This window comes from Halomonas sp. HAL1 (assembly GCF_030544485.1).
GTDB lineage: Bacteria > Pseudomonadota > Gammaproteobacteria > Pseudomonadales > Halomonadaceae > Vreelandella > Vreelandella arctica.
This window is the reverse complement of sequence record NZ_CP130610.1, coordinates 2314044-2338897: the sequence shown is the minus strand read 5'-3', so window position 1 is coordinate 2338897 and position 24854 is coordinate 2314044. Positions and strand designations below refer to the sequence as shown.

23 protein-coding genes are annotated in these 24854 nt (G+C 53.5%); 19 read left to right on the top strand and 4 right to left on the bottom strand.

All coding sequences use genetic code 11. The features are described from left to right. Positions 1-41 precede the first annotated feature (41 nt). The 15 genes from asd to Q3Y66_RS10890 all read left to right on the top strand — a co-directional run bounded on the left by asd (position 42) and on the right by Q3Y66_RS10890 (position 16638). On the top strand, positions 42-1154 hold the full coding sequence (gene asd, locus Q3Y66_RS10960; RefSeq protein ID WP_008956192.1) for an aspartate-semialdehyde dehydrogenase: 1113 nt from the start codon (positions 42-44) through the stop codon (positions 1152-1154). 182 nt (positions 1155-1336) lie between these two features. After that, a complete protein-coding gene (locus tag Q3Y66_RS10955; protein ID WP_008956193.1) occupies positions 1337-3412 on the top strand; it encodes a FimV family protein in 2076 nt (691 codons plus the stop codon). A gap of 9 nt (positions 3413-3421) precedes the next feature. Beyond that, the gene (truA, locus tag Q3Y66_RS10950; protein ID WP_008956194.1) at positions 3422-4360 is read left to right on the top strand and encodes a tRNA pseudouridine(38-40) synthase TruA; all 939 of its coding nucleotides are present in this window, start codon (positions 3422-3424) and stop codon (positions 4358-4360) included. Further along, positions 4357-4995 (top strand): phosphoribosylanthranilate isomerase, encoded by a 639-nt coding sequence (locus Q3Y66_RS10945; protein WP_008956195.1) that lies wholly within the window; start codon positions 4357-4359, stop codon positions 4993-4995. The genes truA and Q3Y66_RS10945 overlap by 4 nt, the downstream gene beginning before the upstream one ends. Positions 4996-5183: 188 nt before the next feature. After that, entirely contained in the window at positions 5184-6371 is a 1188-nt protein-coding gene (trpB, locus tag Q3Y66_RS10940) for a tryptophan synthase subunit beta (protein ID WP_050805273.1), read from the top strand. 22 nt (positions 6372-6393) lie between these two features. Further along, a complete protein-coding gene (trpA, locus tag Q3Y66_RS10935; protein ID WP_008956197.1) occupies positions 6394-7197 on the top strand; it encodes a tryptophan synthase subunit alpha in 804 nt (267 codons plus the stop codon). Positions 7198-7291: 94 nt separating this feature from the next. Continuing rightward, the gene (accD, locus tag Q3Y66_RS10930; RefSeq protein WP_008956198.1) at positions 7292-8314 is read left to right on the top strand and encodes an acetyl-CoA carboxylase, carboxyltransferase subunit beta; all 1023 of its coding nucleotides are present in this window, start codon (positions 7292-7294) and stop codon (positions 8312-8314) included. After that, positions 8307-9650, top strand: coding sequence for a bifunctional tetrahydrofolate synthase/dihydrofolate synthase (gene folC / locus Q3Y66_RS10925; protein ID WP_008956199.1), 1344 nt, complete (start codon positions 8307-8309; stop codon positions 9648-9650). Before accD ends, folC begins: the two co-directional genes overlap by 8 nt. After that, entirely contained in the window at positions 9637-10329 is a 693-nt protein-coding gene (locus tag Q3Y66_RS10920; RefSeq protein WP_008956200.1) for an SPOR domain-containing protein, read from the top strand. Before folC ends, Q3Y66_RS10920 begins: the two co-directional genes overlap by 14 nt. A gap of 3 nt (positions 10330-10332) precedes the next feature. Beyond that, positions 10333-10908: a CvpA family protein gene (locus Q3Y66_RS10915; protein ID WP_008956201.1), complete on the top strand. Its 576-nt coding sequence runs from the start codon at positions 10333-10335 to the stop codon at positions 10906-10908. An 87-nt stretch (positions 10909-10995) separates the two neighbouring features. Then, positions 10996-12516: an amidophosphoribosyltransferase gene (gene purF, locus Q3Y66_RS10910; protein WP_008956202.1), complete on the top strand. Its 1521-nt coding sequence runs from the start codon at positions 10996-10998 to the stop codon at positions 12514-12516. A gap of 12 nt (positions 12517-12528) precedes the next feature. Beyond that, positions 12529-13743 (top strand): O-succinylhomoserine sulfhydrylase, encoded by a 1215-nt coding sequence (locus tag Q3Y66_RS10905; RefSeq protein ID WP_008956203.1) that lies wholly within the window; start codon positions 12529-12531, stop codon positions 13741-13743. A gap of 202 nt (positions 13744-13945) precedes the next feature. After that, the gene (locus Q3Y66_RS10900) at positions 13946-14527 is read left to right on the top strand and encodes a cytochrome b (protein WP_008956204.1); all 582 of its coding nucleotides are present in this window, start codon (positions 13946-13948) and stop codon (positions 14525-14527) included. A gap of 83 nt (positions 14528-14610) precedes the next feature. Further along, positions 14611-15195 carry a YceI family protein gene (locus Q3Y66_RS10895; RefSeq protein WP_008956205.1) on the top strand — a complete coding sequence of 195 codons (585 nt, stop codon included), beginning with the start codon at positions 14611-14613 and terminating at the stop codon, positions 15193-15195. Positions 15196-15291: 96 nt separating this feature from the next. Further along, complete coding sequence (locus tag Q3Y66_RS10890) at positions 15292-16638, top strand: MATE family efflux transporter (protein ID WP_008956206.1); 1347 nt, start codon at positions 15292-15294, stop codon at positions 16636-16638. On the opposite strand, the gene Q3Y66_RS10885 is transcribed toward Q3Y66_RS10890, so the two are convergent. From Q3Y66_RS10885 to Q3Y66_RS10870, 4 genes are all read right to left on the bottom strand, one after another. Further along, complete coding sequence (locus tag Q3Y66_RS10885) at positions 16635-18119, bottom strand: uracil permease (RefSeq protein WP_008956207.1); 1485 nt, start codon at positions 18117-18119, stop codon at positions 16635-16637. The two genes, Q3Y66_RS10890 and Q3Y66_RS10885, sit on opposite strands and share 4 nt — an antisense overlap. 139 nt (positions 18120-18258) lie before the next feature. Further along, a complete protein-coding gene (locus Q3Y66_RS10880) occupies positions 18259-19449 on the bottom strand; it encodes an amino acid aminotransferase (protein ID WP_008956208.1) in 1191 nt (396 codons plus the stop codon). Beyond that, complete coding sequence (locus Q3Y66_RS10875) at positions 19450-19788, bottom strand: 4a-hydroxytetrahydrobiopterin dehydratase (protein WP_008956209.1); 339 nt, start codon at positions 19786-19788, stop codon at positions 19450-19452. It lies immediately after the preceding gene. Between the two features lie 30 nt (positions 19789-19818). Beyond that, the gene (locus tag Q3Y66_RS10870) at positions 19819-20721 is read right to left on the bottom strand and encodes a GGDEF domain-containing protein (RefSeq protein ID WP_008956210.1); all 903 of its coding nucleotides are present in this window, start codon (positions 20719-20721) and stop codon (positions 19819-19821) included. A 266-nt stretch (positions 20722-20987) separates the two neighbouring features. Between Q3Y66_RS10870 and cobA the strand changes: the two genes are divergently transcribed. From cobA to dcd, 4 genes are all read left to right on the top strand, one after another. Further along, complete coding sequence (gene cobA, locus Q3Y66_RS10865; RefSeq protein WP_008956211.1) at positions 20988-21788, top strand: uroporphyrinogen-III C-methyltransferase; 801 nt, start codon at positions 20988-20990, stop codon at positions 21786-21788. A 187-nt stretch (positions 21789-21975) separates the two neighbouring features. Then, positions 21976-23265 carry a hypothetical protein gene (locus tag Q3Y66_RS10860; protein ID WP_008956212.1) on the top strand — a complete coding sequence of 430 codons (1290 nt, stop codon included), beginning with the start codon at positions 21976-21978 and terminating at the stop codon, positions 23263-23265. A gap of 151 nt (positions 23266-23416) precedes the next feature. Continuing rightward, the gene (apbC, locus tag Q3Y66_RS10855; protein WP_008956213.1) at positions 23417-24217 is read left to right on the top strand and encodes an iron-sulfur cluster carrier protein ApbC; all 801 of its coding nucleotides are present in this window, start codon (positions 23417-23419) and stop codon (positions 24215-24217) included. A gap of 11 nt (positions 24218-24228) precedes the next feature. Beyond that, on the top strand, positions 24229-24795 hold the full coding sequence (dcd, locus tag Q3Y66_RS10850) for a dCTP deaminase (RefSeq protein ID WP_008956214.1): 567 nt from the start codon (positions 24229-24231) through the stop codon (positions 24793-24795). The last annotated feature ends 59 nt before the right edge of the window (positions 24796-24854 follow it).

Sequence of the window (24854 nt, the reverse complement as noted above, 5' to 3'; positions counted from 1 at the left end):
GTGTATAATATAGAGACTCATTTTTTGCAGGAGGACTTCATATGTTGAAAGTCGGTTTCGTGGGATGGCGCGGTATGGTGGGCTCTGTACTTATGCAGCGCATGCTGGACGATGGTGATTTTAACGGCATTGAGCCGGTGTTCTTCACCACCTCCCAGGTTGGCCAGCCCGGCCCCGATATCGGTGTAGATGTGCCTCCGCTTAAAGATGCCTTCGATATTGAAGCGCTCAAAGCGCTGGATGTTATCGTCACCTGCCAGGGTGGTGACTACACCAAGCCGGTCTACAAAGACCTGCGCAGTGCAGGCTGGAAAGGCTACTGGATTGATGCCGCTAGCACCCTGCGTATGGAAGATGAAGCGACGATCGTGCTGGATCCGGTTAACCGCAAAGTTATCGATGACCAGCTAGCCAAAGGCGCCAAAACATTTGTTGGCGGGAACTGTACTGTAAGCCTGATGTTGATGGGCTTGGGCGGTTTGTTTGAAGCCGATATGGTTGAATGGATGACCTCCATGACCTATCAGGCGGCTTCTGGTTCAGGCGCTAAGCACATGCGCGAGCTGCTCAACCAAATGGGGCAGTTACACGACAGTGTTGGTGAAGAGCTGAAGGACACCTCCAGTGCGATTCTGAATATTGATCGCAAGGTAACCGCCGCAATGCGCGGTGGCGATTTCCCGATCGATAACTTCGCCGCACCATTGGCAGGTAGCCTGCTACCGTGGATCGATAGCAAGCTGGAAAGCGGTCAGAGTCGTGAAGAGTGGAAGGCCAGTGTTGAGACCAATAAAATTCTTGGGCTCGGCAACAATCCGATCCCCATTGATGGCCTTTGTGTTCGTATCGGCGCAATGCGCTCGCACAGCCAGGCATTCACCATCAAGCTGAAGCACGATGTGCCGTTGGATGAGATCGAAGATCGCATTGCCAAGCACAACGAATGGGTCAAGCTGATCCCGAACGATAAGGATGCGACCATTGCTGGCCTAACACCTGCCGTTGCCACTGGTACGCTACAGGTGCCGGTTGGCCGCCTGCGTAAGCTGCAAATGGGGGGTGAATACCTCTCCGCATTCAGCGTCGGTGACCAACTGCTGTGGGGCGCAGCAGAGCCCCTTAAGCGTATGTTGAAGATTCTGCGCGAACAGTAATTGTTTATTGTTGTAGGCCAGTCGAAAACGGGAAGCTGTTCGCAGCTTCCCGTTTTTTTGCGCTGCTAATAATTACGGTAGTGGGAAATACGGCTTTATTTCGTTAAGTTATGATAAAAAAGACGTAATACAATAAGCTTGCATCCATGGTAAAAAAGTAAGTAGGCGATCAGGGATCATTCATGAAAAAGACACTGACATGGATTACATGGCTCTCATTGAGTGCAGTGAGTCCTTTTGCACTAGCCGTTGGGCTGGGGCAGGCGAGTGTCGGCTCGTATCTGAATGCGCCTCTAAATGCTTCCATTCCATTGCTGGAAAGCAGTGACTACACCCTTGACGATATCCGAGTCAGCGTTGCCGAACCGGCAGATTTTGCCGCGGCGGGCCTTGAATGGACGCCTCTAGCCGCAAGTGTTCGTGCCCAGATTGTAGAGCAGCAAGGGCAACGACAAGTGCGTTTAAGCTCCGGTCAAACGATGCAGGAGCCTTGGCTTGACCTGCTGCTGGCGGTTGAGTTTCCGGGCGGCCAGCAATTTCGTGACATCACCTTGCTGTTTGATCCCCAGGGCTATTCCCAACAAGGGCAGGCGCAAAGCGCTGCTCCCAACGCTGCGCCAACACCGAGTAACGCAGCGACTCCTCCGGTGGCTGAAGCCAGATCAGCGGCGCCAACCGTGGTAAGCGAACGTGGAGATGGCAGCAGCGCGTATGTGGGTAGCGGCGATACGCTATGGGGCGTCGCAGAGCGCGTTAAACCCCCTCAAGCCAGCGTTCAGCAGATGATGGTGGCGCTACTGGAAGCCAATCCAGACGTCTTTCCTAGCGGCAATATAAATGATATGCGTGCAGGCCAAACGCTGAGTGTCCCTGATGCTGAGCGAATTTTGGCGCGCTCCCATCTTGATGCTGACGCCGCTATCAAAGCGATGAATGAAGCCTGGCGCGCTCGCCGCAACGGCTCATTGGAGGCAGTGCCGATACCTGACGTTGAAGCCGATACAGTTTCAAACCTCGCTATAGCCGTGACCCAAACCCTTGAGGCTACTGGTGCAACTGGGCCCGACAGCGCGCTTGCCGCGGGTGGCGCTGAACCAAATGAGCGAGAAGCAAGCGAGCCCGCAGTAAACGACCCAACTGCGCTGGAAGAGGCTGCCGACGAGCCCGAGGCGTTGACGCGGGCAGAATTAACCGAGCAGCTGCGGCTAAGCCAAGCGACGCTTCAGCAGGTAATGGAAGAGCGCGCGTTAATGCGTGCCGAGCTTAATGCGCTGCGTAGCGAAGTGGCCTCGCTAACTCAGGCGTTGAGCGATGCGTTGGCTGCTCAAGAGCAGTCACCAGAACCACTCATTGCCAGCATGGACGAGATGGGCAGCCCGGGAGTGGCTGCCTTAGTGGAGCGTTATCAGTGGCCGCTCGCGTTAGCTGCCATCGCGCTGCTTCTGGGAGTGTTGGTGTGGCTGCGCAAGCGACGTGAAGAGACCTGGGAAGATGTCCCGCTTGCTGAGCCAGTAGCAAAGCCAACAGTCACGCCTGGTGCTGCACCTAAAGCAGCCTCAAAGACAGCGCCGATGTCTGAGGCTGTTCCTATTGCATACCCAATCCAGGCAAATGATGACGACGTGGAAGAGCCGCATCATCAAAGCGAGCCACAGGTCGCAACCGAAGACGAACCCGAGATTTCATACGCCAGCGCAGCGTCCGAACAGTGGTTAATTGATGAGCAAGCGCAAACGCCCGAGCAAGATGACACGCTTCGCTATGAAAATAGCTATGAGAATAGTTATGAAAAAAGCCAGGCATCCGGGTTGGCTGAGCAGGGGCGTCAGCGTCGCTTAGGTCTGCATGTTGTCCCCGATTACGGTTCTGATCACTTGTCATTAGCGCCGCCACTAAGCCCAGCGCCCATGCGTTTGTTGCTGGCTTCTCTCAGTGCTGACTTAAAATCGGCTGAGCCAGCGGCACCTGTTGATCATGTACAGCCAACCGAACGCGCCCCCAAAGGGTCTGAGGATGCCGGGCATCGCTTTATCGATTACCACCCGCCCACTTTAATGAACACGCCAAGTAGCCAAGAAGCCCTGCGTACCGAAACCCCAATGCAGCCTACGGTAGAGTTCGCCAGTCAGCCTGACGCCGAAACTGTTTCGCCTGCGAAACAACCGCGTCGGCCGATTGAAGAGGAGTGGGAAATTGAAGAGGTAGCATTCAAGCCGCGAGGCCTGGATAATAGCGAACCTTCAAAATCTTCAAAATGATGTGGCTTGATGACGCTGTTCTATCACTTCGATGAGAAAATTCCGCTTACGGGTCGTTTGGCGATGGGTATCGAGTACGACGGTACCCATTACTGCGGCTTTCAGCGCCTTAAGCACGCCGCCTCTGTCCAGGCTTCGTTAGAGGCTGCATTGTCCAAGGTGGCCAATGAGCCTATTCAGGTGCATGCCAGTGGGCGCACCGATTCGGGAGTGCATGCCACTCGGCAAATCGTGCATTTTGACCCCACCGCGGGGCGTTCTGAGAAAGCCTGGATTTTTGGTGCCAACACCCAGTTACCTCGCGACATAGCCGTGCGCTGGGTGAAACCAGTGGGCGACGACTTTCATTCACGCCTGTGCGCCCTGGGGCGACGCTACCGCTACGTGCTGTTGAACCAGATTAGCCGCCCCGTATTGGAGCGCGCCAATGTGACCTGGTGCCGAGATCCGTTAGACGCCGATGCCATGCATCGAGCCGCTCAGGCGCTGGTAGGGGAGCACGATTTTTCGAGCTTCCGTGCCGCTGGCTGTCAATCAAAAACCCCCTGGCGGCATATGCACTTTGTCGACGTAAAGCGCTACGGCCAGCTAGTCATGATTGATATTCAAGGCAATGCGTTCCTGCACCATATGATCCGCAATATTGCCGGTGCGCTGGTGAGCGTTGGCCGTGGTGCTCAACAAGAAGCCTATATTGGTGAACTTTTAGCGCTTCAAAACCGTCGCAAAGGCGATGTCACGGCGCCCGCCTGCGGGCTGCATTTTGTTGATACGGTATATGATGAGCGCTTTGATTTGCCTAAAGAGCCGTTAGGGCCGCAATTACTCGCGTTTACCGGCGAGTGGACAGGCGAACGCGAGCTCCCTGATACGCCCCGGGTCGCCTATCGTCGCAACCGTTCGCTAAGCAATACGGCAATTAACCCTGAACAGGAGGCGTCTTTATGAGTACGTTGCCGTTACTCCGTACGCGCATTAAGTTTTGTGGTTTCACCCGTGGCGAGGATATTGATCGTGCCGTGGCGCTAGGGGTGGATGCCTTAGGCTTTGTGATGTGGCCGAACAGTGCCCGTAGTGTGGATGTCGAACAACTGGCGGTGCTTTCAGCGCGCGTGCCAGCATTTGTGACCCGCGTAGGGCTATTTGTAGATCAGGATGATGAGCTGATTGAGCGCTGTTTGCCCTATTTAGATATGCTCCAGTTTCATGGCAGCGAAACACCTGATGCCTGCCAGCGCTATTCGCTGCCCTGGATGAAAGCGCTACGCATGCGCGATGAAATAGATTTAGCGCATGAAGCTGAACGCTATCATGGAGCTCAGGCGCTGCTGTTAGATGCTTACCGGCCGGGAGTGCCGGGGGGCACAGGGGAGACCTTTGATTGGTCGAGAATCCCCGCAAATCTAGCAAAACCTGTTATCCTCGCCGGTGGGTTGAGTGCTGATAATATCGCTGACGCTGTGCGTCAGGTAGCGCCTTATGCGGTGGATGTATCCGGCGGTATTGAAGCCTCCCACGGCTGCAAAGATGCCGATAAGATGGCGTCTTTCGTTCGTCATGTGGCGTTAGCCGACGCCCGTTAGCGCTCTTTGCACACGTTTAGATAGACGCAGTTCATGTATGTTGCCTATGGGTATTTTATCGAGCTACGTTGTTAAGTTGATTCATTTATTGGTTGCCTGTTCTGGTGATCTTGTGAGGTGTCTTTGTGACCGCTTCTGAAACCGTTTCTAACACTGTACTGAAAACAAAGTTCAGTGACCTGACCCGAATGCCGGATGCCCGTGGTCATTTTGGCCCCTACGGCGGTCGGTTTGTGTCAGAAACCCTCAGCTTTGCTTTGGAAGAGCTGGAAAACACATATTTCAGCTTACGTGATGACCCCGACTTCCAAGCTGAGTTTGACTATGATCTTGCCCACTATGTGGGGCGCCCGTCGCCGCTTTATCATGCTAAACGCTGGTCCGAAAGCCTTGGTGGCGCACAGATATGGTTGAAACGGGAAGACCTGAATCACACCGGCGCTCATAAGGTCAACAACACCATCGGCCAGGCGCTACTGGCAAAGAAAACCGGTAAGCCACGCATTATTGCTGAAACGGGGGCGGGTCAGCATGGCGTTGCCTCGGCCACTGTCGCTGCTCGCCTTGGGCTTGAGTGCGATATTTATATGGGGGCGGAAGACGTCCAACGCCAGAAACTGAACGTCTATCGTATGCGCTTACTGGGCGCACGGGTGATTCCGGTAGAGTCCGGTACGCGTACGCTTAAAGATGCCATGAACGAAGCGCTGCGTGACTGGGTCACCAACGTTGATAACACTTTCTATATCATCGGTACCGTGGCTGGCCCACACCCTTATCCGCTGCTCGTACGTGATTTTAACGCGGTCGTGGGCCGTGAAGCGCGTCGCCAGTCGTTGGAGCAGATCGGCCGTTTGCCAGATGCGCTGATTGCCTGTGTTGGGGGCGGCTCGAATGCCCTGGGGCTGTTCTATCCGTTCGTAGAAGATGATGACGTTGCTATGTACGGCGTAGAAGCCGGTGGCGATGGGGTTGAAACCGGGCGTCACGCTGCCCCGCTGGCGTCCAACGCACCGCGCGGCGTCCTGCACGGTAACCGCACCTATTTAATGTCCGATGAAGCTGGCCAGGTGTCAGATACACACTCCATTTCAGCCGGCCTGGATTACCCGGGCGTAGGCCCGGAGCACGCCCTGTGGAAGGATGTTGGCCGTGTTAAATATGTGGTGGCTAACGACAACGAAGTGCTGGAAGCGTTTCGTGAGTTAACGCATATGGAAGGTATTATGCCTGCTCTTGAGTCGGCTCATGCGCTGGCCCATGCCAAGGTATTGGCGCCGACCATGCGACCTGACCAACATATCGTGGTCAACCTTTCTGGGCGTGGCGACAAAGACATCATGACCGTTGCTAAGATTGATGGCATCGAATTTTAAGGTCAGCTTTTTAAGGGCGAGCATGAACCGTATTGATCAGCGTTTCAGTGAACTTAAACAGCAGGGCCGCAAGGCTCTGATCCCTTACATCACCGCGGGGGACCCAGCACCGCAGTATACGGTGGGCTTTATGCACGCACTGGTAGACGCCGGTGCCGATGTCATTGAACTTGGCGTGCCTTTTTCCGACCCAATGGCCGATGGCCCAGTGATTCAGAAAGCCTGTGAACGTGCGTTAAAGCAGGGCACTCGGCTGGTTGACCTGATGCAAATGGTCAAAGAGTTTCGCCAAACCGATACCACGACGCCGGTCGTGTTAATGGGATATTTAAATCCTATTGAGCGGATTGGTTACGAGAACTTTGCTGACCAAGCTGCCAGTGTCGGCGTCGACGGCGTGTTGATTGTCGATATGCCGCCGGAAGAAGCCGATGAAATTGGCCCATTGCTGAAATCTCGTGATTTGGCAGCGATTTTTCTCGTTGCGCCTACCACTTCTAACGAGCGTGCCGCTACAATATGCGCCCATGGCGAGGGCTACTTATACTATGTTTCGCTGAAAGGCGTGACAGGCGCCGCCACCCTGAATGCCGAAGACGTAGCCGAGCACTTGTCTCCACTACGGGGGATGACCGATTTGCCGCTTTGCGTTGGTTTTGGCATTCGTGATGGCGTAACGGCCGCGGAAGTGGCTAAAGTCGCCGATGGTGTCATTGTAGGTAGCGCCTTGGTTAACCGTATCGCCGAAAGCTTGGATGCACCGGAAACCATTGCGGGCCAGTTGAAAAGTGTATTAGCAGAAATGCGTACGGCGATGGATGCCTAAAGCTAAATGCTTTATCGCCTATACTTAACAGTTTGACGACACTCATCAAGCCTGGTTTTGCCAGGCGTTGACGTATAACGGAAGCCTTTTTGATATGAGCTGGTTAGACAAGATCGTACCCTCCATGGGTCGTATCCAGCGTAAAGACCGTCGCGCTAGCGTTCCCGACGGCCTCTGGCGTAAATGTCCCAAGTGCGAAGCGGTTCTCTATCTTCCTGAGTTAGAGAAACACAATAGCGTCTGCCCCAAGTGCGATCATCACCTGCGCTTGACAGCGCGTAAACGCTTGGACTGGTTCTTGGATAAAGCAGGACGCGAAGAGATCGCGGCGGAAATCGAACCCAATGATCGATTGAAGTTTCGCGACTCTAAAAAATATAAAGACCGCCTGACTGCAGCGCAAAAAGACACTGGTGAGAAAGACGCACTGGTGGTCATGCGCGGTGAGTTGGATGGTTTGCCGGTAGTAGCGGTTGCCTTTGAGTTCACCTTTATGGGCGGCTCTATGGGGGCGGTGGTCGGTGAGAAATTTGTGCGCGCCGCTACCCTGGCCCTGGAGGAAAATATCCCACTGGTGTGCTTTGCGGCCTCGGGTGGTGCGCGCATGCAGGAAGCGCTCTTCTCGCTGATGCAGATGGCCAAAACATCCGCGGCGCTTGAGAAGCTCAAACAGGCGGGAGTGCCGTATATTTCAGTGCTTACTGATCCTGTCTTTGGCGGCGTTTCAGCCTCTTTGGCTATGCTCGGTGATTTAAACATTGCCGAACCCAATGCGTTGATTGGCTTTGCTGGCCCACGGGTCATCGAACAAACGGTACGTGAAACGCTGCCAGAAGGCTTTCAGCGCAGTGAGTTTCTGCTTGAACACGGCACCGTTGACATGATCGTGCATCGCCATGAAATGCGTGCCCGCGTGGGCAGTGTGCTGCGTAAACTGACTCATCACGATGTTACGCCAGTTAGTTCGTTGTCGACTGATGATGCGGACGTTTCAGAACCTATCGTCGAAGAGGCAGCGTTAGCGGACACTGCTGACGTCACTTTTGAAAGCATTGAGCCGGCTAAGAAGGACACTTCCTCTACCGCTAAGAGTGACGACCATACACGCAATGCCTGATTCTTTGCAGCCAGACTCCTTGTCGCCCTTGTCTTTAAATCAATGGCTTCAACATTTGGAAACGTTGCACCCGGTCGGAATTGATATGGGCCTGGAGCGGGTTTCCAAAGTGGCAAGGCGTATGGGGCTGCTTTCAAGCCCGATTGCTCCCCGAGTTATTACCGTGGCGGGAACGAATGGCAAGGGCTCAACCCTTGCCATGATCGAGAGCATTGCCCGTGCCCACGGTTGGCGGGTGGGTACCTATACATCACCCCACTTATTGCGCTACAACGAACGCGTTAAAATCGACGGTCAGGAAGCTGAGGATAAACTGCTCGTAGAAGGTTTTGAGCACGTTGAGCGAGCACGCTTGCAGGATGATCACATCAGCCTGACCTATTTTGAGGCGGGCACACTGTGTGGGCTGTGGTGCTTGGCCAACGCAGAACTTGATCTTGCGGTACTTGAAGTAGGTCTTGGCGGTCGGCTTGATGCGGTCAATATCATTGATGCAGATGTAGCCATCGTCACTACGATTGCTCAGGATCATGCTAACTTTTTAGGCACCGATCTGGCTCAGATTGGGCGCGAAAAAGCCGGCATCTTCCGTGCTGGCAAGCCAGTCGTCTTAGGCAGTCAAGCGCTACCTGTAAGCGTTTCCGAATGCGCGCAGTCGTTAGCAGCGCCTAAGTTTGCATTAGGGCAGCAGTTTACCCACCAAACCATGGGTGAAGAGTATTCCAATTGGCGTTGGCAGGGGCAGCAAGCGGATGGCACGAGCATCGTTGTCGACGAGCTTCCTGATCCTGGGCTGCCTATCGATAATGCGGCGACTGCATTACAAGCGCTCGTACTAGCCGGAATGGCGTTGGTTTCCGCTCATGTAAAAGTAGGGCTCGCGACGGTGCAACTGGCTGGGCGGCTACAATGGATTGGGCCGTGGTGCTTGGATGTTGGGCATAATCCTCATGCCGCCGAGTACGTCGCTCGCCATTTGCCGTCTCCACCCGAAGAGGGCCAACAGTGGGGCCTTATCGGTATGTTGAATGATAAGGATATTGACGGTGTCATACAGGCATTATCAGTCCGTATTAGCGATTGGGTGTGCGTGTCGCTGACAGGCGAACGAGGTTGCCTAGCAAGTGAGTTGTCGCAACGTATTATAGCTCAGGGAGGGCGGGTGCACTTTTGCGCAGAGTCGCCGCACGCTGGCGCCGATTGGCTCGCTAAGGTGTTAACGCCCAATGATCGTGTCTTGGCCACCGGGTCGTTCTTTACTGTAGCGGCACTGCTAGCTCGGCCACTGCCAACAGGCGCCGCGTCGCTTGATGGAGACGGAAATGAAATACGGTAAAACCGAACGCATTAGCGGTATTGTAATTTTGCTCGCACTGCTGGCGATCTTTGTGCCGTGGCTAATGAGTGACCCCGCACCCAGAGAAGAGCGCCCCCAGCCGAGCTTTGTCATTGAGCAGCCGGTTGAGGTGGAGCGTCGTAATGTACCCGCGCCAGAAAGGCCCTCAACCATTGATGAGCCCGCATTATCTTCAGCACCCAGTGACGATAGTGACGACGGCTCTATCCCTATTGATGCCAACCCGCGAGCGCCGCAAACCGATCAAATCGCTGCTTCAAACCAGTCACCTTCTAGCGCAGAAGCGGCAGGCTCCAGTGAGCCCGACGAAGCAGCGTCGACTCCTGATAGCGACCCCATCGCTGATTTAATTGCCACCAATAGTGGTAACGGTCAAAGCAGCTCTGGAAGCGAGTCACAAAGCGCTTCTAGTCCTTCTTCCAGCGCCCAAGGGGAGTGGGCGGTGCAAGTGGGCAGTTTCGGTGAGCCAGCGAATGCCCAGCGACTCAGCGCACAACTGTCAGAAGAGGGGTTTAGCGTTTATCAACGTGAGCGTGATAACAATATGACCACTGTATTTGTTGGCCCTTATGCCACCTCCGAAGACGGTGAATCCGCCATGTCCTCGATCAAAGAACGCGCCAATGTTCAGGGCCTTCTTGTTCGAGTAAGAGACTAAACCATGGCGTTAACATGGATTGATGCGGTGTTCTTGGCCGTGCTGGCGTTATCAATGCTAGCCGGTTTCGTAAGAGGATTTGTACGCGAAGCATTGGGCTTGGCCGCCTGGGTCGTCGCGTTAATGGTGGCCCGGGTGCTCGCCGAGCCGGTGGCGGAACTGATGAGCGGGTTTATTGAAAGCTTTGATGCCCGCCTGGTGCTCGCTTTCGTGCTGGTGATTTTTGCCGTCATTTTACTCTGTGGCATCGTGATCCGATTGGTGCACGCTGCCGTAGAGTGGGTCGGCATGGGCTTGTTGAACCGCGTGGCGGGGGCCGCTTTCGGTGTTGCCCGCGGGGCGGTTGTTTTGCTTGTGGCGACGGTGCTGATTACGCTCACCCCGTTATCTGAGTTACAGGCGTGGCAACAGGCCGAGCTGCGTCCTACCTTTATCCAGCTGCGCGATTGGGCGGTGAGTCAGTTAAACCAGTGGGATCGCGAGCTGCCTGATGCGCCGTCGTCACTACGAGACATTTCTCTGCCTGCGTTGCGCCTGCCTGGTGCAGCGGAACGTGAAGTTATCCCGACAGGTGATTGACCTGTTACTGAAGTCGATTCTACGAACGTACGGGCTTGCTTAGGTAAGTGACTTAGGTAAGCCATGGCATTAAGCGAGGTAACGTGAATGTGCGGTATAGTGGGCCTTCTAGGCAAACAGGCGGTAAATCAGGGAATCTACGATGCACTGACCGTACTTCAGCATCGTGGCCAGGACGCTGCCGGCATGATGACATGGAGCGAGGGACGCTTCTTACTGCGCAAGAGTAACGGACTGGTTCGTGACGTATTCCACACCCGCCACATGGCTCGCCTGAAAGGCAACCTGGGCATTGGTCATGTGCGTTATCCGACGGCAGGCTCTTCAAGTGAAGCAGAGTCGCAGCCGTTTTATGTCAACTCGCCTTATGGTATTGCGCTGGCGCATAACGGCAACCTGACCAACTCCGAGCAGTTGAAACAGGAGCTATTCTCGACCGATTTACGCCACATCAATACCAGTTCCGATTCTGAAGTGCTGCTCAACGTGTTTGCTCATGAGCTGGGTAAGCAAGGCTTACACCTGGAAGCGGAAGATATCTTTGATGCCGTGCGTCGCGTTCACCGTCGCTGTAAAGGTGGCTATGCCGCCGTTGCGATTATCAATGGCTTTGGCATGGTGGCGTTCCGCGACCCCTTCGGTATTCGCCCGGTGGTCTTCGGTACCCGCGAAGAGGAAAACGGTCAAGCGGTCATGATCGCCTCCGAATCCGTTGCGTTGGACGTCGGTGGCTTTGAGCTTGAGCGTGATCTGTCGCCTGGTGAAGCTATTTTTGTCGATATCGAAGGCAATATTCATACTCAAGTCTGTGCTGATCGTCCGCTGCTTCGCTCGTGCATTTTTGAACACGTTTATTTAGCGCGCCCAGACTCGTTGCTAGACGGTGCCTATGTTTACGGTACCCGGATGCAGATGGGCCGTAAGCTGGGGGATCGAATCCTCAATGAATGGCCGGATCACGATATTGATGTGGTCATTCCTATTCCCGATACGTCGCGCACCTCTGCCCTCGAAATGGCACAGCACCTTGGGGTGACCTATCGCGAAGGGTTCATGAAGAACCGCTACATTGGCCGTACCTTTATTATGCCTGGGCAGACTCAGCGGAAGAAATCGGTACGTCAAAAGCTCAACGCTATCGACGTTGAGTTTAAAGGCAAGAACGTGCTGCTGGTGGATGACTCCATCGTGCGCGGCACGACCTGTAAGCAGATTATTCAAATGGCCCGTGATGCGGGTGCACGTAAGGTCTATTTTGCCTCGGCAGCGCCGCCGGTTCGCTTCCCCAATGTGTATGGCATCGATATGCCCGCTGCGTCTGAGCTGATTGCCCATGGCCGTAGCGAAGAGGAGGTCGGTGATTTAATTGGGGCTGACCGCATCTTCTATCAAAACCTGGAAGATTTAAAAGCGGCGTGTCGTGAAGTGAATCCTGAAATGGAAGAGTTCGATTGCTCGGTGTTTGACGGCAACTACGTCACCGGCGATATCGACGACGCTTATTTGGCCGCGCTTGAAGCTAGCCGTAATGATTCTGCCAAGGATCAGAGCGCTGGCGATCACGCTCTTGTCGATATGCACAATCAAGACGATGACCTGGACGATTAGGAGTGAAGCCTTATGCATGATGACAATCACCAGGAAGACGGTCACCAGGATGAATGGTCATTAGAGACACTGGCGATCCGGGCAGGCCATCAGCGCACCTTTGAGCAGGAGCACTCGGAGCCTATTTTTCCGACCTCAAGCTTTGTCTATGAAAGCGCTGCCGAAGCGGCGCGTAAGTTCGGTGGGCAAGAGCCGGGTAACGTTTACTCGCGCTTCACCAACCCGACAGTGCATACCTTTGAGCGTCGCCTAGCGGCGCTTGAAGGCGGCGAGCGCTGTGTTGCCACCAGCTCGGGTATGTCGGCCATTCTGTCTACCGCGCTGGCATTGCTCTCAGCAGGGGATGAAATTGTGGCCTCCCGGTCGCTATTTGGCTCAACGGTTAGTCTGTTCGATAAGTATTTAGGCAAGTTTGGTATTACCACGCGTTATGTCGAGCTTTCCAATGCCGCTGCATGGGAAGCGGCGATCACGCCCAAAACGCGCCTATTGTTTGCCGAAACACCCTCGAACCCGCTGTCTGAAATTGCCGATATTCCGGCCTTGGCCGCGTTGGCCAAACGCCACGACGCGCTGTTGGCAATTGATAACTGCTTCCTCACACCGGCACTTCAGCAGCCGTTGGCGCTAGGTGCTGACCTAGTCATCCATTCGGCGACTAAGTATTTGGATGGACAGGGCCGTGCCATTGGCGGGGCAGTGGTGGGGAGCCATGCGCTGCTTGAAGAAGTGTTCGGTGTGGTACGTACCTGCGGCCCGTGCTTGAGCCCTTTCAATGCCTGGATATTCACCAAGGGGTTGGAAACACTATCACTGCGTATGAAAGCGCATTGTGAAAATGCCTTGATCCTTGCCCGCTGGTTAGATGCACATCCGGCGGTGAACCGCGTGTTCTATAGCGGCCTGGAGGATCATCCACAGCACGCCTTGGCCAAACAGCAGCAAAAGGGGTTCGGCGCCGTATTGGGCTTTGAAGTGAAGGGCGGTCAGGAAGGCGCGTGGCAGGTAATTGATGCGACCCGCATGCTTTCGATAACGGGTAATTTAGGTGATGTTAAAACCACGATCACCCACCCGGCCACCACTACTCATGGGCGTCTTTCTGATGACCAAAAGGCCGCTGCCGGTATTGCCCCAGGCTTGATCCGAGTCGCGGTAGGGTTAGAAAGCCAGGAAGATATTCAGCGTGATTTAGCCCGTGGGCTGGATGCCCTGGCTGCGAGTTAACTAGCCGCTTGATAAGCAAAACCGGCCCAGTTAGTTGGCCGGTTTTTTTCTGCGCCAATCTCAATCAGCACGCTATCTTCAAACAGTGGTTTTTACGAATGGTGTGTTCTGCTTTTTTCAGCGGTTCCTAACGCGGTTACACGATATGCTTGCGTTATTGACGTATTCGCTAACGGGTAGCGACGAATAAGGGAAAAGAATGATGTGGAGTAATAGTCGCAGCGGGTGGGGGTTGATCAGTATTCTGTTTCACTGGCTAAGCGCGCTGGCTATTATCGGTCTGTTTGCGCTGGGCTGGTGGATGACGGACCTTGGCTATTATGACCCCTGGTACAATCAGGGCCCATGGGTACATCGCTCGATTGGTATGTTGCTACTATTTGCCACCCTGGCGCGATTAGTATGGCGTTTTGCTCAGCCAACGCCTAAGGCAGAAGGCGGCCGCCTAGAGGTTATTGCTGCCCATGTGGGGCATATCGCTCTTTATGTGCTTGTATTACTGGTCATGGTGAGTGGCTACTTAATTTCTACCGCTGACGGGAGCGGCATCAGTGTATTTGGTTGGTTTGAGGTGCCTGCACTGGTATATGACTTCCCCAACCAGGCAAGCTTGGCAGGTAACGTACATTGGTATAGCGCCCTGGCATTGATGATTTTATCGGCAGGTCACGCGCTTGCCGCGTTTAAGCATCACTGGCTAGACCGGCATTCAACATTGGTACGTATGCTAAACCCTGCGCATAGCCGAGCTGGCGATCATAGTGCAACAAAGTCATCACGTTAGCCGTTTACACTTTTTCTAAACATCGCGCGTAAGATAATTGACTTCCCGCGGTGCCCATTAAGTCAAGCAAGGAGCAATTCAATATGTTCAAGAAAACAGCATTTGCATCCGCGATCGCCGCTGTAGCACTGGTACCATTGAGCCAAGCACAGGCAGCTGATTACCAAATCGATACTGAAGGCCAGCACGCCTTTGTTCAATTCAAAATTTCTCACTTGGGCTTCTCTTACATTCTAGGTAGCTTTGAAGAGTTTGAGGGCCAGTTCGCTTACGATCCTGAAGACCTTGATGCATCTTCGGCAGAAATCGAAGTCCAAGTTGATAGCCTGACCAGCAACCATGCTGAGCGTGACCGTCATATCTTGAGCGGCGACTTCCTGAATGCCAGTGAATTCCCGACAGCTACCTTTACCTCAACAGACTTTGAGTCAACGGGTGATAATGAAGGCGTGTTGACCGGTGATTTGACCCTGCACGGCGAAACTCAAGAGATTGAAATGCCGGTTACCCTGATGGGTGAAGGCGATGACCCGTGGGGCAACTACCGCGCTGGTTTTGAAGGCAGCACTACGCTGACCTTGGGCGATTACGGTATTAATATGAGTGACTTCCCTGAATCTATGCATGAACTTGAGCTATATGTGACGTTTGAAGGTATTCGTCAGTAAGAACTTACTGAGCTAAGTACGCCACTGCCCTTTAAGGGCGGTGGCGTTTTACGTTACAACCGATAAATAATTATCCATCACCTAAGGAGAGAGTGCTTGGCTGCTGTCATGCAACAAAAAGAGTTGGCGATAACCCTATGGCGTCAAACGTGGCCTATGGCCATTGGGGTGTTGGCGCTATTGGGTTTTCAACTTGTTGATAGCGCATTTATTGCTCGTTTGGGTACTGCGCCGTTGGCCGCGCAATCATTTACCTTTCCGTTGTCGTTTCTGATTATCGGCATTCAGGTAGGGATGGGTATTGCGATTGCCGCGCTTATTTCGCGGGCATTGGGGGCGGGTGAAGAAGCCCGGGCGAGACGCTTAAGCAGTTTGGTACTTATGGCGGGTGGCGGCGTCATCGGCCTCTTGGCGATCGCATTATGGATATTTTATGTGCCTATCTTTCGACTGCTGGGCGCGGATGAAACGACGCTTTCCTATATCCGCATTTATTGGGCACCTCAGCTGCTATCCGCATGGTTGGGGGCACTGCTTTATTTCAGCTACAGCGTTTTTCGTGCCCACGGTGACACCCGTCTACCAGGCAAAATGATGGTGCTGAGTAGTCTTGTGAACCTTGTTCTCGATCCACTGCTAATCTTTGGCATTGGTGATTGGGAAGGCTGGGGTCTACCTGGCGCAGCCTGGGCAACCGCGATTGCTTTTTCAGTAGGTCTATTGGTGACCACGCGTAAATTACTTAAACGCCAGTGGGCCGCTCAGCAGGGACTGTGGCAAGAGGCCAAACAGTCGTGGCGGCCATTTACGGGTATTGCCGCACCGGCCATGGTCAGCCAGCTGATGCCGCCCTTGGCTGCGATGCTGGCAATCTCTGTTGTGGCGGGCCTGGGTGAAAGCGAAGTGGCCGCCTGGGGCTTGGCAAGCCGTTTGGAGACACTCTCACTGATGGTCATTCTGGCCATGACCATGTCGCTGCCGCCGTGGTTAGGGCGTTGCTACGGTGCCGGTGATTGGGGGCAAATTCAGCAGCTTATGACGTTAGCTATTAAGGTCGCGCTATTTTGGCAACTGGGTCTCGGCATAGTATTGGCACTGGGAGCGCCCTGGCTAGCGATGGCGTTGGCAGGCAACCCGGATGTGCAAAGCGAGCTGACGCTGCTGATTCGTTTTCTCTTGCCTAGCTATGCGGCACTAGGTGTTTGCATGCTAGTCGTCTCGGCAGGTAATGCGTTAGGTTGGCCATTACGAGCCATGCTGTTATCCAGTGCGCGGCTGTTTATTTGTTATTTGCCTTGCCTATGGTTGGGCTCGCAGTTCTTCGGTTGGTGGGGCCTCGCGGCGGGTGCCGCCGTGGGGAATCTGCTGGCAGGCTTTATGGCATGGCTCGTTATGCGGCGTATTTTATCCCGCCCGCATCGGCAGGCGGGATTCATCAATTAACGCTTGCGTGCTGCTTCCTGATAGGAAAAATACATAAACAGTAGTGCCATACCCAAGTAGCCTATGACAAACTCAGGCGCTGCATTGAAAGAGAGTTTAGGGGCGTGCATTAGTCCGAAAAACGAAAACCCCGCCGCAATCGCCGCGAAGGCGGCTGCACGCCTAAACTGATGATCAATCACTGAAACCGTCATAGCGCCCAGCAGGATCGCCATAAACATGGCCCCTTGGCCCATTACTACGATGGCACTAGAGATATCGGTCACCACCTCGCCAGCCCCGCGATTAAAGCGCGTCATCACGTAATTAGCAAAGTAGGGCAGCATGGCCAGCGCCACGGCCGGGTAGTAGCGCGTGTCGTTGGCTTGAAAGGCGGTCGCAATCATCGACATGCCAACAAAGACTAGAATGGGCGCTACTACAGAAACGGGAATAATTGCTGCCAGCGCAGCAATGAGACCGAACATGGTGGCTAAGGCATATACAGCGCCATTCAGCAGGCTGTATCCCCGGCCCGCGCCCATCCATTTAGCGCCTACCGTTGCGATATAAACCGTAGTTGGAAAGACGCCGCCAAATAGCGCGCCAATCATGGTGCCTGCGCCATCTACTGCCTGGCATTCGCGCACATCGTATTTGTCGCCTGCCGCCTCCATTGCTTCCACGTTGTTCATGGTTTCAATAGCGTTATACAGCGTAATGGGCAGCACCACGGTTAGCACTGCAAGCATGCTGGTCAGCAGTAGCCCCAGCCCCTCAAACCAGGCCAGATTGGGAAGTAATGGATAAAAGCCTAGGTGGGTAAAGGCATCGCTAAACCGTTCGGTGCCAGCGTCGCCAATCAAGTAGGCCATGGCGGTACCGACAATAATGGCAAATAGCGAGGTTGGAAGCTTAAAGGGCATGCTGACGCGGGCCACTAAGCCAACAATAATAATCGCTAACACCAGCAGGCCGATAATCGGCATTTCGAGTGTTTTAAACAGCATTTCTCCGGCGATAAACGTCAGTGCAACGCCAGCCACCGCGCCAAGCATGGCGGCTCTTGGTAGGTGGTATTGCACCCAGCGGCCAATGACGCTAATCGCGGCTTCAATAGCACCGCTTATAAAGCAGGCGGCAACAGCCACTTTCCAAGCCATTTCCGCATCGCCAGTGAGCTGTTTGGCGGGTAGCAATACGCCGAACAGGAATACGAACATCACCGGCGTCGAGATACCGTAAGAGAGCGCTGTCACATCCGCTCGGTTCTCTTTGCGTGCCAGCCTTGCTGCGCTCCATGCATAGTAGAAGTTGCCAACCATCACCGCTACCGCTGCACCGGGCAGCACTTGCCCATAGACAATGGAGGCAGGAAACCCCATGCCCAGCATAGTGATGGCGATAATGACAAAGTTGGCGATGTTGTTTTGGAAGAGAGCGAAGAATGCGTCAGTGTCTTCTTTTTTGTACCACGGATAGTGAGTGCTGGCAGCCGCCATGTTATGCCTCTTGATTATGGTGTGTTGTATACAAGGCTATACTGAGTGTGCCGAAGTGTTGACTAATCGGTCAAGTGCCTAATACATGAAAACGCCCAGGCGTTGCCTGGGCGTTTGTTACTGCGTTGCTGCTTGGCGATTAGTCGTTAACAGCGGCAATCGCTTTGGCAAGGTAGGGGAGATTCTCGTGGGAGAAGCCCGCTACGTTGGCGCGACCCGAGCGCACCATGTAGATACCAAACTCGTCACGCAGGCGATCGACCTGTTCCGGCGTTAAGCCGGTGTAGGAGAACATGCCACGCTGCTCAGCAACGCAGGCGTACTTCTCGTCCAGTCCGTAGGGCTTCAGCGCTTCCACAAAGTCGCGGCGCAGGGTATTGATGCGATCACGCATTTCGGTGAGTTCTTCACGCCACATCTCGGTCAGTTCGGCGTCGTGGAGAATTTCGCTGACGATAGAGCCGCCGTGAGCGGGCGGGTTCGAGTAGTTCTCACGGGCAACGATGGCGACTTGAGAGCGGATGTTGTCCATCTGCTCGTTATTTTTGGCCACCATGATCAAGCAACCGGTACGCTCGCAGTAAATACCAAAGTTTTTAGAGCATGAGCTGGTGATGATCGCTTCATCAAGGTTCTCTGCCAGCAGGCGCACGCCATAAGCATCTTCATCCAGACCTTCGCCAAAGCCTTGATAGGCGAAATCGATCAGCGGAAGCAGCTTGCGTTCACGCACGATTTCCAGCACTTCCTGCCACTGGTCATGGGAAAGATCAAAACCGGTAGGGTTATGGCAGCAGGCGTGTAGCACCACCACATCACCTTCAGGAATGCTTTTCAGCGCTGACCGCATGCCGTCAAAGTCGAGACGGTTGTCGGGGTCAACGTAAGGGTACTTGTGCAGCTCAATACCAGCTGCCGTAAAAATGCCGTGGTGGTTCGGCCATGTCGGGTCACTTACCCAGATACCCTTACCCGGCAGCTGTGTGGCAATAAAATCTGCAGCCAAGCGCAGCGCGCCGGTACCGCCTGGTGATTGGGTGGCGCTGGCACGATTGGCTTTTAAGACGGATGAATCAGCGCCAAAAACCATGGGCAGCACGACTTCGCCATAGCTAGGCGCGCCGTGAGAACCGATATAGGTTTTTGTCGTTTCGTTTTTGAGCAGGCGAGCTTCTGCTTCCTTAACAGCGCGCATTACCGGCGTATTGCCTTGGGTATCACGGTAAACACCGACACCTAAATCCACTTTTTGTGGGTTGGTATCTTTTTTGAAAGCTTCGATCAGCCCGAGAATGGCGTCTCCTGGGACTCGCTCAATATGCTCAAACATTTATTCGGCTACCTCGTCGGTTCTGGCGGCAAGAATGAAGTCATTTAGATGCAGGCCTTTAATAGCATGAGACCACCACGTGACGGTGGCTTTGCCCCACTCTGTGGTAATAACGGGGTGGTGGCCAGCCTGCTCTGCAATATCACCAACGCGTTGGGTGAATGCCAATGCGCTGGCGAAGTCGCGAAATGTAAAACTCCGTGACAGCTTCATGATGCCATCGTGCTCGACAATCTGCCACTGGCTGAGGCTTTTTAGCCGCTCTTGGGCTTCTCCTAAGCTTAGCGGCTGAGCATTTTTACCGCAGGGTTCGCAGGTAGATTCAGCGAGCGTTGCCATCTTTTTGCTCCTCTAGCGGGGTGTTTCTTACTAGCGTAGAAGGCAAACGCAGTCGCGACCAATATCCTTGGCGTTATACAGCGCCTGGTCGGCCCGTTCGATCAAACTCGTAAGAGGCTCGCCACAACGAAATTCGGCAATTCCGATGCTTAGCGTTACCTGGCCAGCGCCCATGCCGAAGTCGTACACACTGATGGCATGGCGTATTCGGTCGGCAAGTGTATGGCAATGCTGCAGCGATGTGAGCGGCAGCACGACCATAAACTCTTCTCCACCCAGGCGGGCGATCATGTCTTCACAGCGCAGTAGTGACTGCGCTTGCATCGCCAACTGTTTGAGCACGTCATCACCGTGCAAATGGCCCCAGCGGTCGTTAAGGCGTTTAAAATGATCGATATCGATCATCATGATGGAGAGCGGTGTGCCATGGCGGGTGCTAAGTGAGGCTATATTAGTTAAGTGCACCATCAATTTGCGCCGATTGGGTAACTCGGTGAGCGGGTCTGTATCGCATAGCTTGCGAAGCCGCTGCTCCTCGGAGACCTGGTCGCTAATGTCCATCATTATGCCGTTCCATTGCACTCCATCTACGACCGTCTTTGGCCTTGCGCTTACCGCAATCCAGTGTGGTTTTTCTTTCGGGAACGGTAGTAAGAAGCGGGTCGTCAGCGGCAGCATCCAGCGTGCTGAGCGTTCGATCGCTGACATAATTTTGGGATGATCATTGCCGGTTAATTGTTCTACCAACTCGCCAGCATTTTGTGCGAGCAGGTCTCGGTCAACATGTTTGAGAGCCACACCGCCACCCTCTATATAGGGGAAGCGCATATGACCGTTACGAGCGCGGTGTAATTGAAAGATGACGCCAGGAATGTGGGGTATCAAGTGGTCTGCACTGATTCGCTGGGGTGTGTCTATATCATTCACGGGCATGCGTGAATCTCCAAGCATATGCCAATTTAATTTTGGTCGTGAAGATTAGCGCTATTTACGTAATCAGTATGTAAGTAATTGCAGACAATATGGTTATAAATTATATTGTTTAAGAATATATATATTATTATATATTATATAAAAGGTTGAATTTTAAGCAATAGTCGAGGCGTTAGTGGCATTTAATGATAAAATTAATTACTTTTTTGCATATTAAATAACTTTTTTATTCCTGAGGTGGTTTCTTGGAAGTAGCACGAGAGCAAATGTCTCGCCCGTATGGTTTTGTCAGTCTAGTGGGGGCAGGGCCTGGCGATCCGGAGTTATTAACGCTGAAAGCTTACAAGCGACTGCAGGCCGCTGAAGTCGTGCTGTATGACCGCCTAGTCAGCGATGAGATTGTTGCATTTATACCCGCGCAAGCGCAGCGCTTTTATGTCGGTAAAGCGCGCTCGCAGCACAGCGTTCCTCAAGATGGCATTAATCAAGCGCTAGTAAAATGGGCGCAGCAAGGTAAGCGCGTTGTTCGCCTCAAAGGTGGCGATCCGTTTATTTTTGGCCGCGGTGGTGAAGAGCTTGAAGCTCTGGTGGCGGCGAACATTAGTGTGGAAGTTATACCGGGAGTAACCGCGGCTTCGGGCTGTGCGGCATATGCGGGAATACCGCTGACCCACCGCGATCATGCTCAGTCGGTGCGTTTTGTGACCGGTCATTTGCAGCAAGGCGAGTGTGATCTTGATTGGGATGCGCTTGCGCGGCCAGGGCAGACGCTGGTGTTTTATATGGGATTGGGTAGCGTGAACGTCATTAGTCAGGCGTTGATAAAGCATGGCTTAGCGCCAGAAACACCGCTTGCCTTGATTGAGCAAGGAACAACGCGCCAACAGCTAACCCATATTGGATGTTTGTCAGCGTTGCCAGCTACTTTCTTGGCGGGTCACATTAAACCGCCTACGCTGCTAATAGTGGGAAGTGTGGTGTCGCTGCATACGACGCTCAGTTGGTTTGATGTGCACAATGGGCAAGCATCAGGCTTCCATGAGGGGAAACACCCCCCTTCAAATTAACGTGATTCATCATAGAAGGTGGTGGTAACGTTACAGCAACATTTATATACGATTGTTACTAACAAACTGGCTAGATACAGTGAGCTGTGTATGCTGAAAGGGAGATCATCCACGACTAGCGCATTACCAATGCAATTGATTACCGTTAGCTGAGCCAACGTTAGCTTAGACCAAAGAGGAACGCATAATGTCGGAAACAAATAATACGGATCACCCGTCGCCGGCCAACAAGCCGGAGCCAGCCAAAAAAACAGAGCCAGCTAAAAAGGCGGATATGAAAACTCTTTTTCAAGATAACCGAGTAAAAGCGATTGCAGGGATCGCTGCTATTGCGGTTGTCTGGGCGATTATGGCGCAGTCTAACGCAGGCTCTCGCCAGGATCGCGTCGATAGCTTAGAAGAGCAGCTCGCTAGCGTTGAGCAAGAAAACAGCCAAATGAGCCAGCGCATTAGCGAAATAGAGGAAGCTGAAACCAATTTAGCCGCGCTGCAAGAGGAAATGGCGTCTCTTGAGGCTCAGCAGCAAGAAGCCAACTCGTCGCTCGAAAGTGCTCAAACCAATGTCAGCGATGTGCAGTCGCGGTTAGAAGAACTTGAATCCGAGCGAAATGCGCTAGAAGAAGAAATCGCCTCTCTTAATGAGCAGATAGAGAGCGCTGACAGTGAGATGAGCGCGCTGCGTGAAGAGCGCGACGAGATCATCAGCACTCGCGATGAGGCGGAAAGTACTCTCCAGCAAGTTGAAGAAGCGCGTTCTAGCGCTGAAGAAGCTCGTCAGGAGGCTGAAGCCGCCCGTCAAGAAGCCGAGGAGCAGCGCCAACAAGCGGTTGAAGAGCTGGGCAGCATGGAAGAGGAGCTGTCAGGGCTAGAAGAGCAGATTAGCCAGTCAAATGAACAGCTAAGCGGTTTAGAAGAGGAAATCTCAACTGCCCAAAGCGAGCTTGATGAACTAAAAAGCGAGCGTGATTCCATCACTAGCGAACGCGATGAGCTGCAAAATGAAGTGGATTCGCTAACGGCGCTTCGCGAAGAGGAAGAGCAGAGCTTGAGCGACGTGCGCACCGAGCTCGATGACGTCATGGTCGCTTTAGAGATGGGCCGTGAGGAAGTGTCGAGCGTTGAGAATGATATTGAAGAGCGTGAGAGCCAACTAGAGCGCTTAGAGAGTCAGCTTGGTGAATGGCGCGATGAGCTTTCCACACTAGACAGCCGTTTGGCCGACGCTGAGGAGTCTGCTGGTGAAGCCACTTCTTCTTCCCAGGGCAGCGGTTCAGAAAGTGGCTCGTCAGAAAGCGGTTCGTCTGAAGACAGCTCTTCAGACGACGGCGCTTCAGACGATGGCTCTTCAAATAGTGGTTCTTCAAATGACAGCTCTGCACAAGAGAATTCGTCAGAAGAAGCGTCTAGCAATGGCGATGAGAGCGCCAACGATAGCGATGGTGGTAGTGAGGAAGCACAGCAAAACGCTGCTGGCTAATAGTGAAAAGCGGTAACGCTGTAGACTAGCAACACGAGAGCGGATGTCGGGCAACCGGCATCCGCTTTTTGTTTGCTGGTTTATGATTGAGCCCCCGAGGAGTATCATCCACTCAACGTTAATTAAGTGCCTAAATGAGGAGTGCCATTGAATGGATGGGGTTAAACATATTATTGCAGTGGCATCGGGTAAAGGTGGCGTGGGTAAATCCACGGTCACCGTTAACTTGGCGTTAGCCTTGTCTGCGCAAGGATATCGTGTGGGTGTTCTTGATGCAGATATTTACGGCCCCAGTCAGGCTCAGATGCTGGGTGTTAAAGAGGGTGTACGCCCTCAAGCGGCTGCCAACGATAAATTTCTGCCGCTGGAAGCGCATGGCCTTCAAGCCATGTCGATGGCGTTTATGGTTAACACTCGCGAGCCAATGGTGTGGCGTGGTCCTATGGTGGTGGGGGCGTTTCAACAGATGCTGACGCAAACCCAATGGGACAATCTCGACTTTCTGTTGATCGACATGCCGCCGGGCACTGGCGATATCCAACTGACGCTGGCGCAGAAAGTGCCGGTGGCAGGCGCTGTGATCGTCACAACGCCGCAGGATATTGCGCTTTTAGATGCCCGCAAGGGGATCGAGATGTTCCGCAAGGTTAACGTGCCGGTACTGGGCGTAGTGGAAAATATGAGCCTTTACCACTGTGAAAACTGTGGCCATGAAGCGGCTATTTTTGGTACTGGTGGCGGAGATTACATCGCTCAAGAATACGATACCCAAGTGCTTGGACGGCTACCACTCACGCTCTCCATCCGTGAACTGACGGATTCAGGGCGCCCGAGTGTCATATCTGAACCTGAGGGGACGGTGAGCCAGACCTTTGCTACTATCGCCCAAAAAGTAGCCGAAGCGGTTAATGCCAATCAAGGCGATGGACCCACTATTTCCTTTAGCGAGTGAAGAAGTAACACATGAGTATCAAATCTGATAATTGGATTCGCCGCATGGCCAAAAGCGATGCGATGATTGAGCCGTTTGAAGCCGAGCAAGTGCGTTATGTGAACGACCAACGCGTGATTTCTTACGGCACGTCAAGCTATGGCTATGACGTACGCTGCTCAGATGAATTTAAAGTCTTCACTAATATTCACTCAGCGATTGTTGATCCTAAAGCGTTTGATGCGAAAAGCTTCGTCGATATTAAAGGCGATGTTTGCGTTATACCGCCCAACTCTTTTGCACTGGCGCGTACGGTCGAGTACTTCCGGATTCCACGTAATGTGCTGACTATTTGCTTGGGAAAATCCACCTATGCGCGCTGTGGCATTATTGTCAATGTGACCCCGCTGGAGCCCGAGTGGGAAGGCCACGTGACACTAGAGTTTTCTAACACCACCAATCTGCCAGCGAAAATCTATGCCCATGAGGGTGTTGCGCAGATGTTGTTCTTAGAGTCCGATGAGGTGTGCGAAACCTCGTATAAAGACCGCGGAGGAAAGTACATGGGCCAGCGCGGCGTTACTCTGCCGCGCACCTAGCCTTACTGCTTTGCTGACAAAAAACGCCTGACGGTGATAAAGCCGTCAGGCGTTTCTGT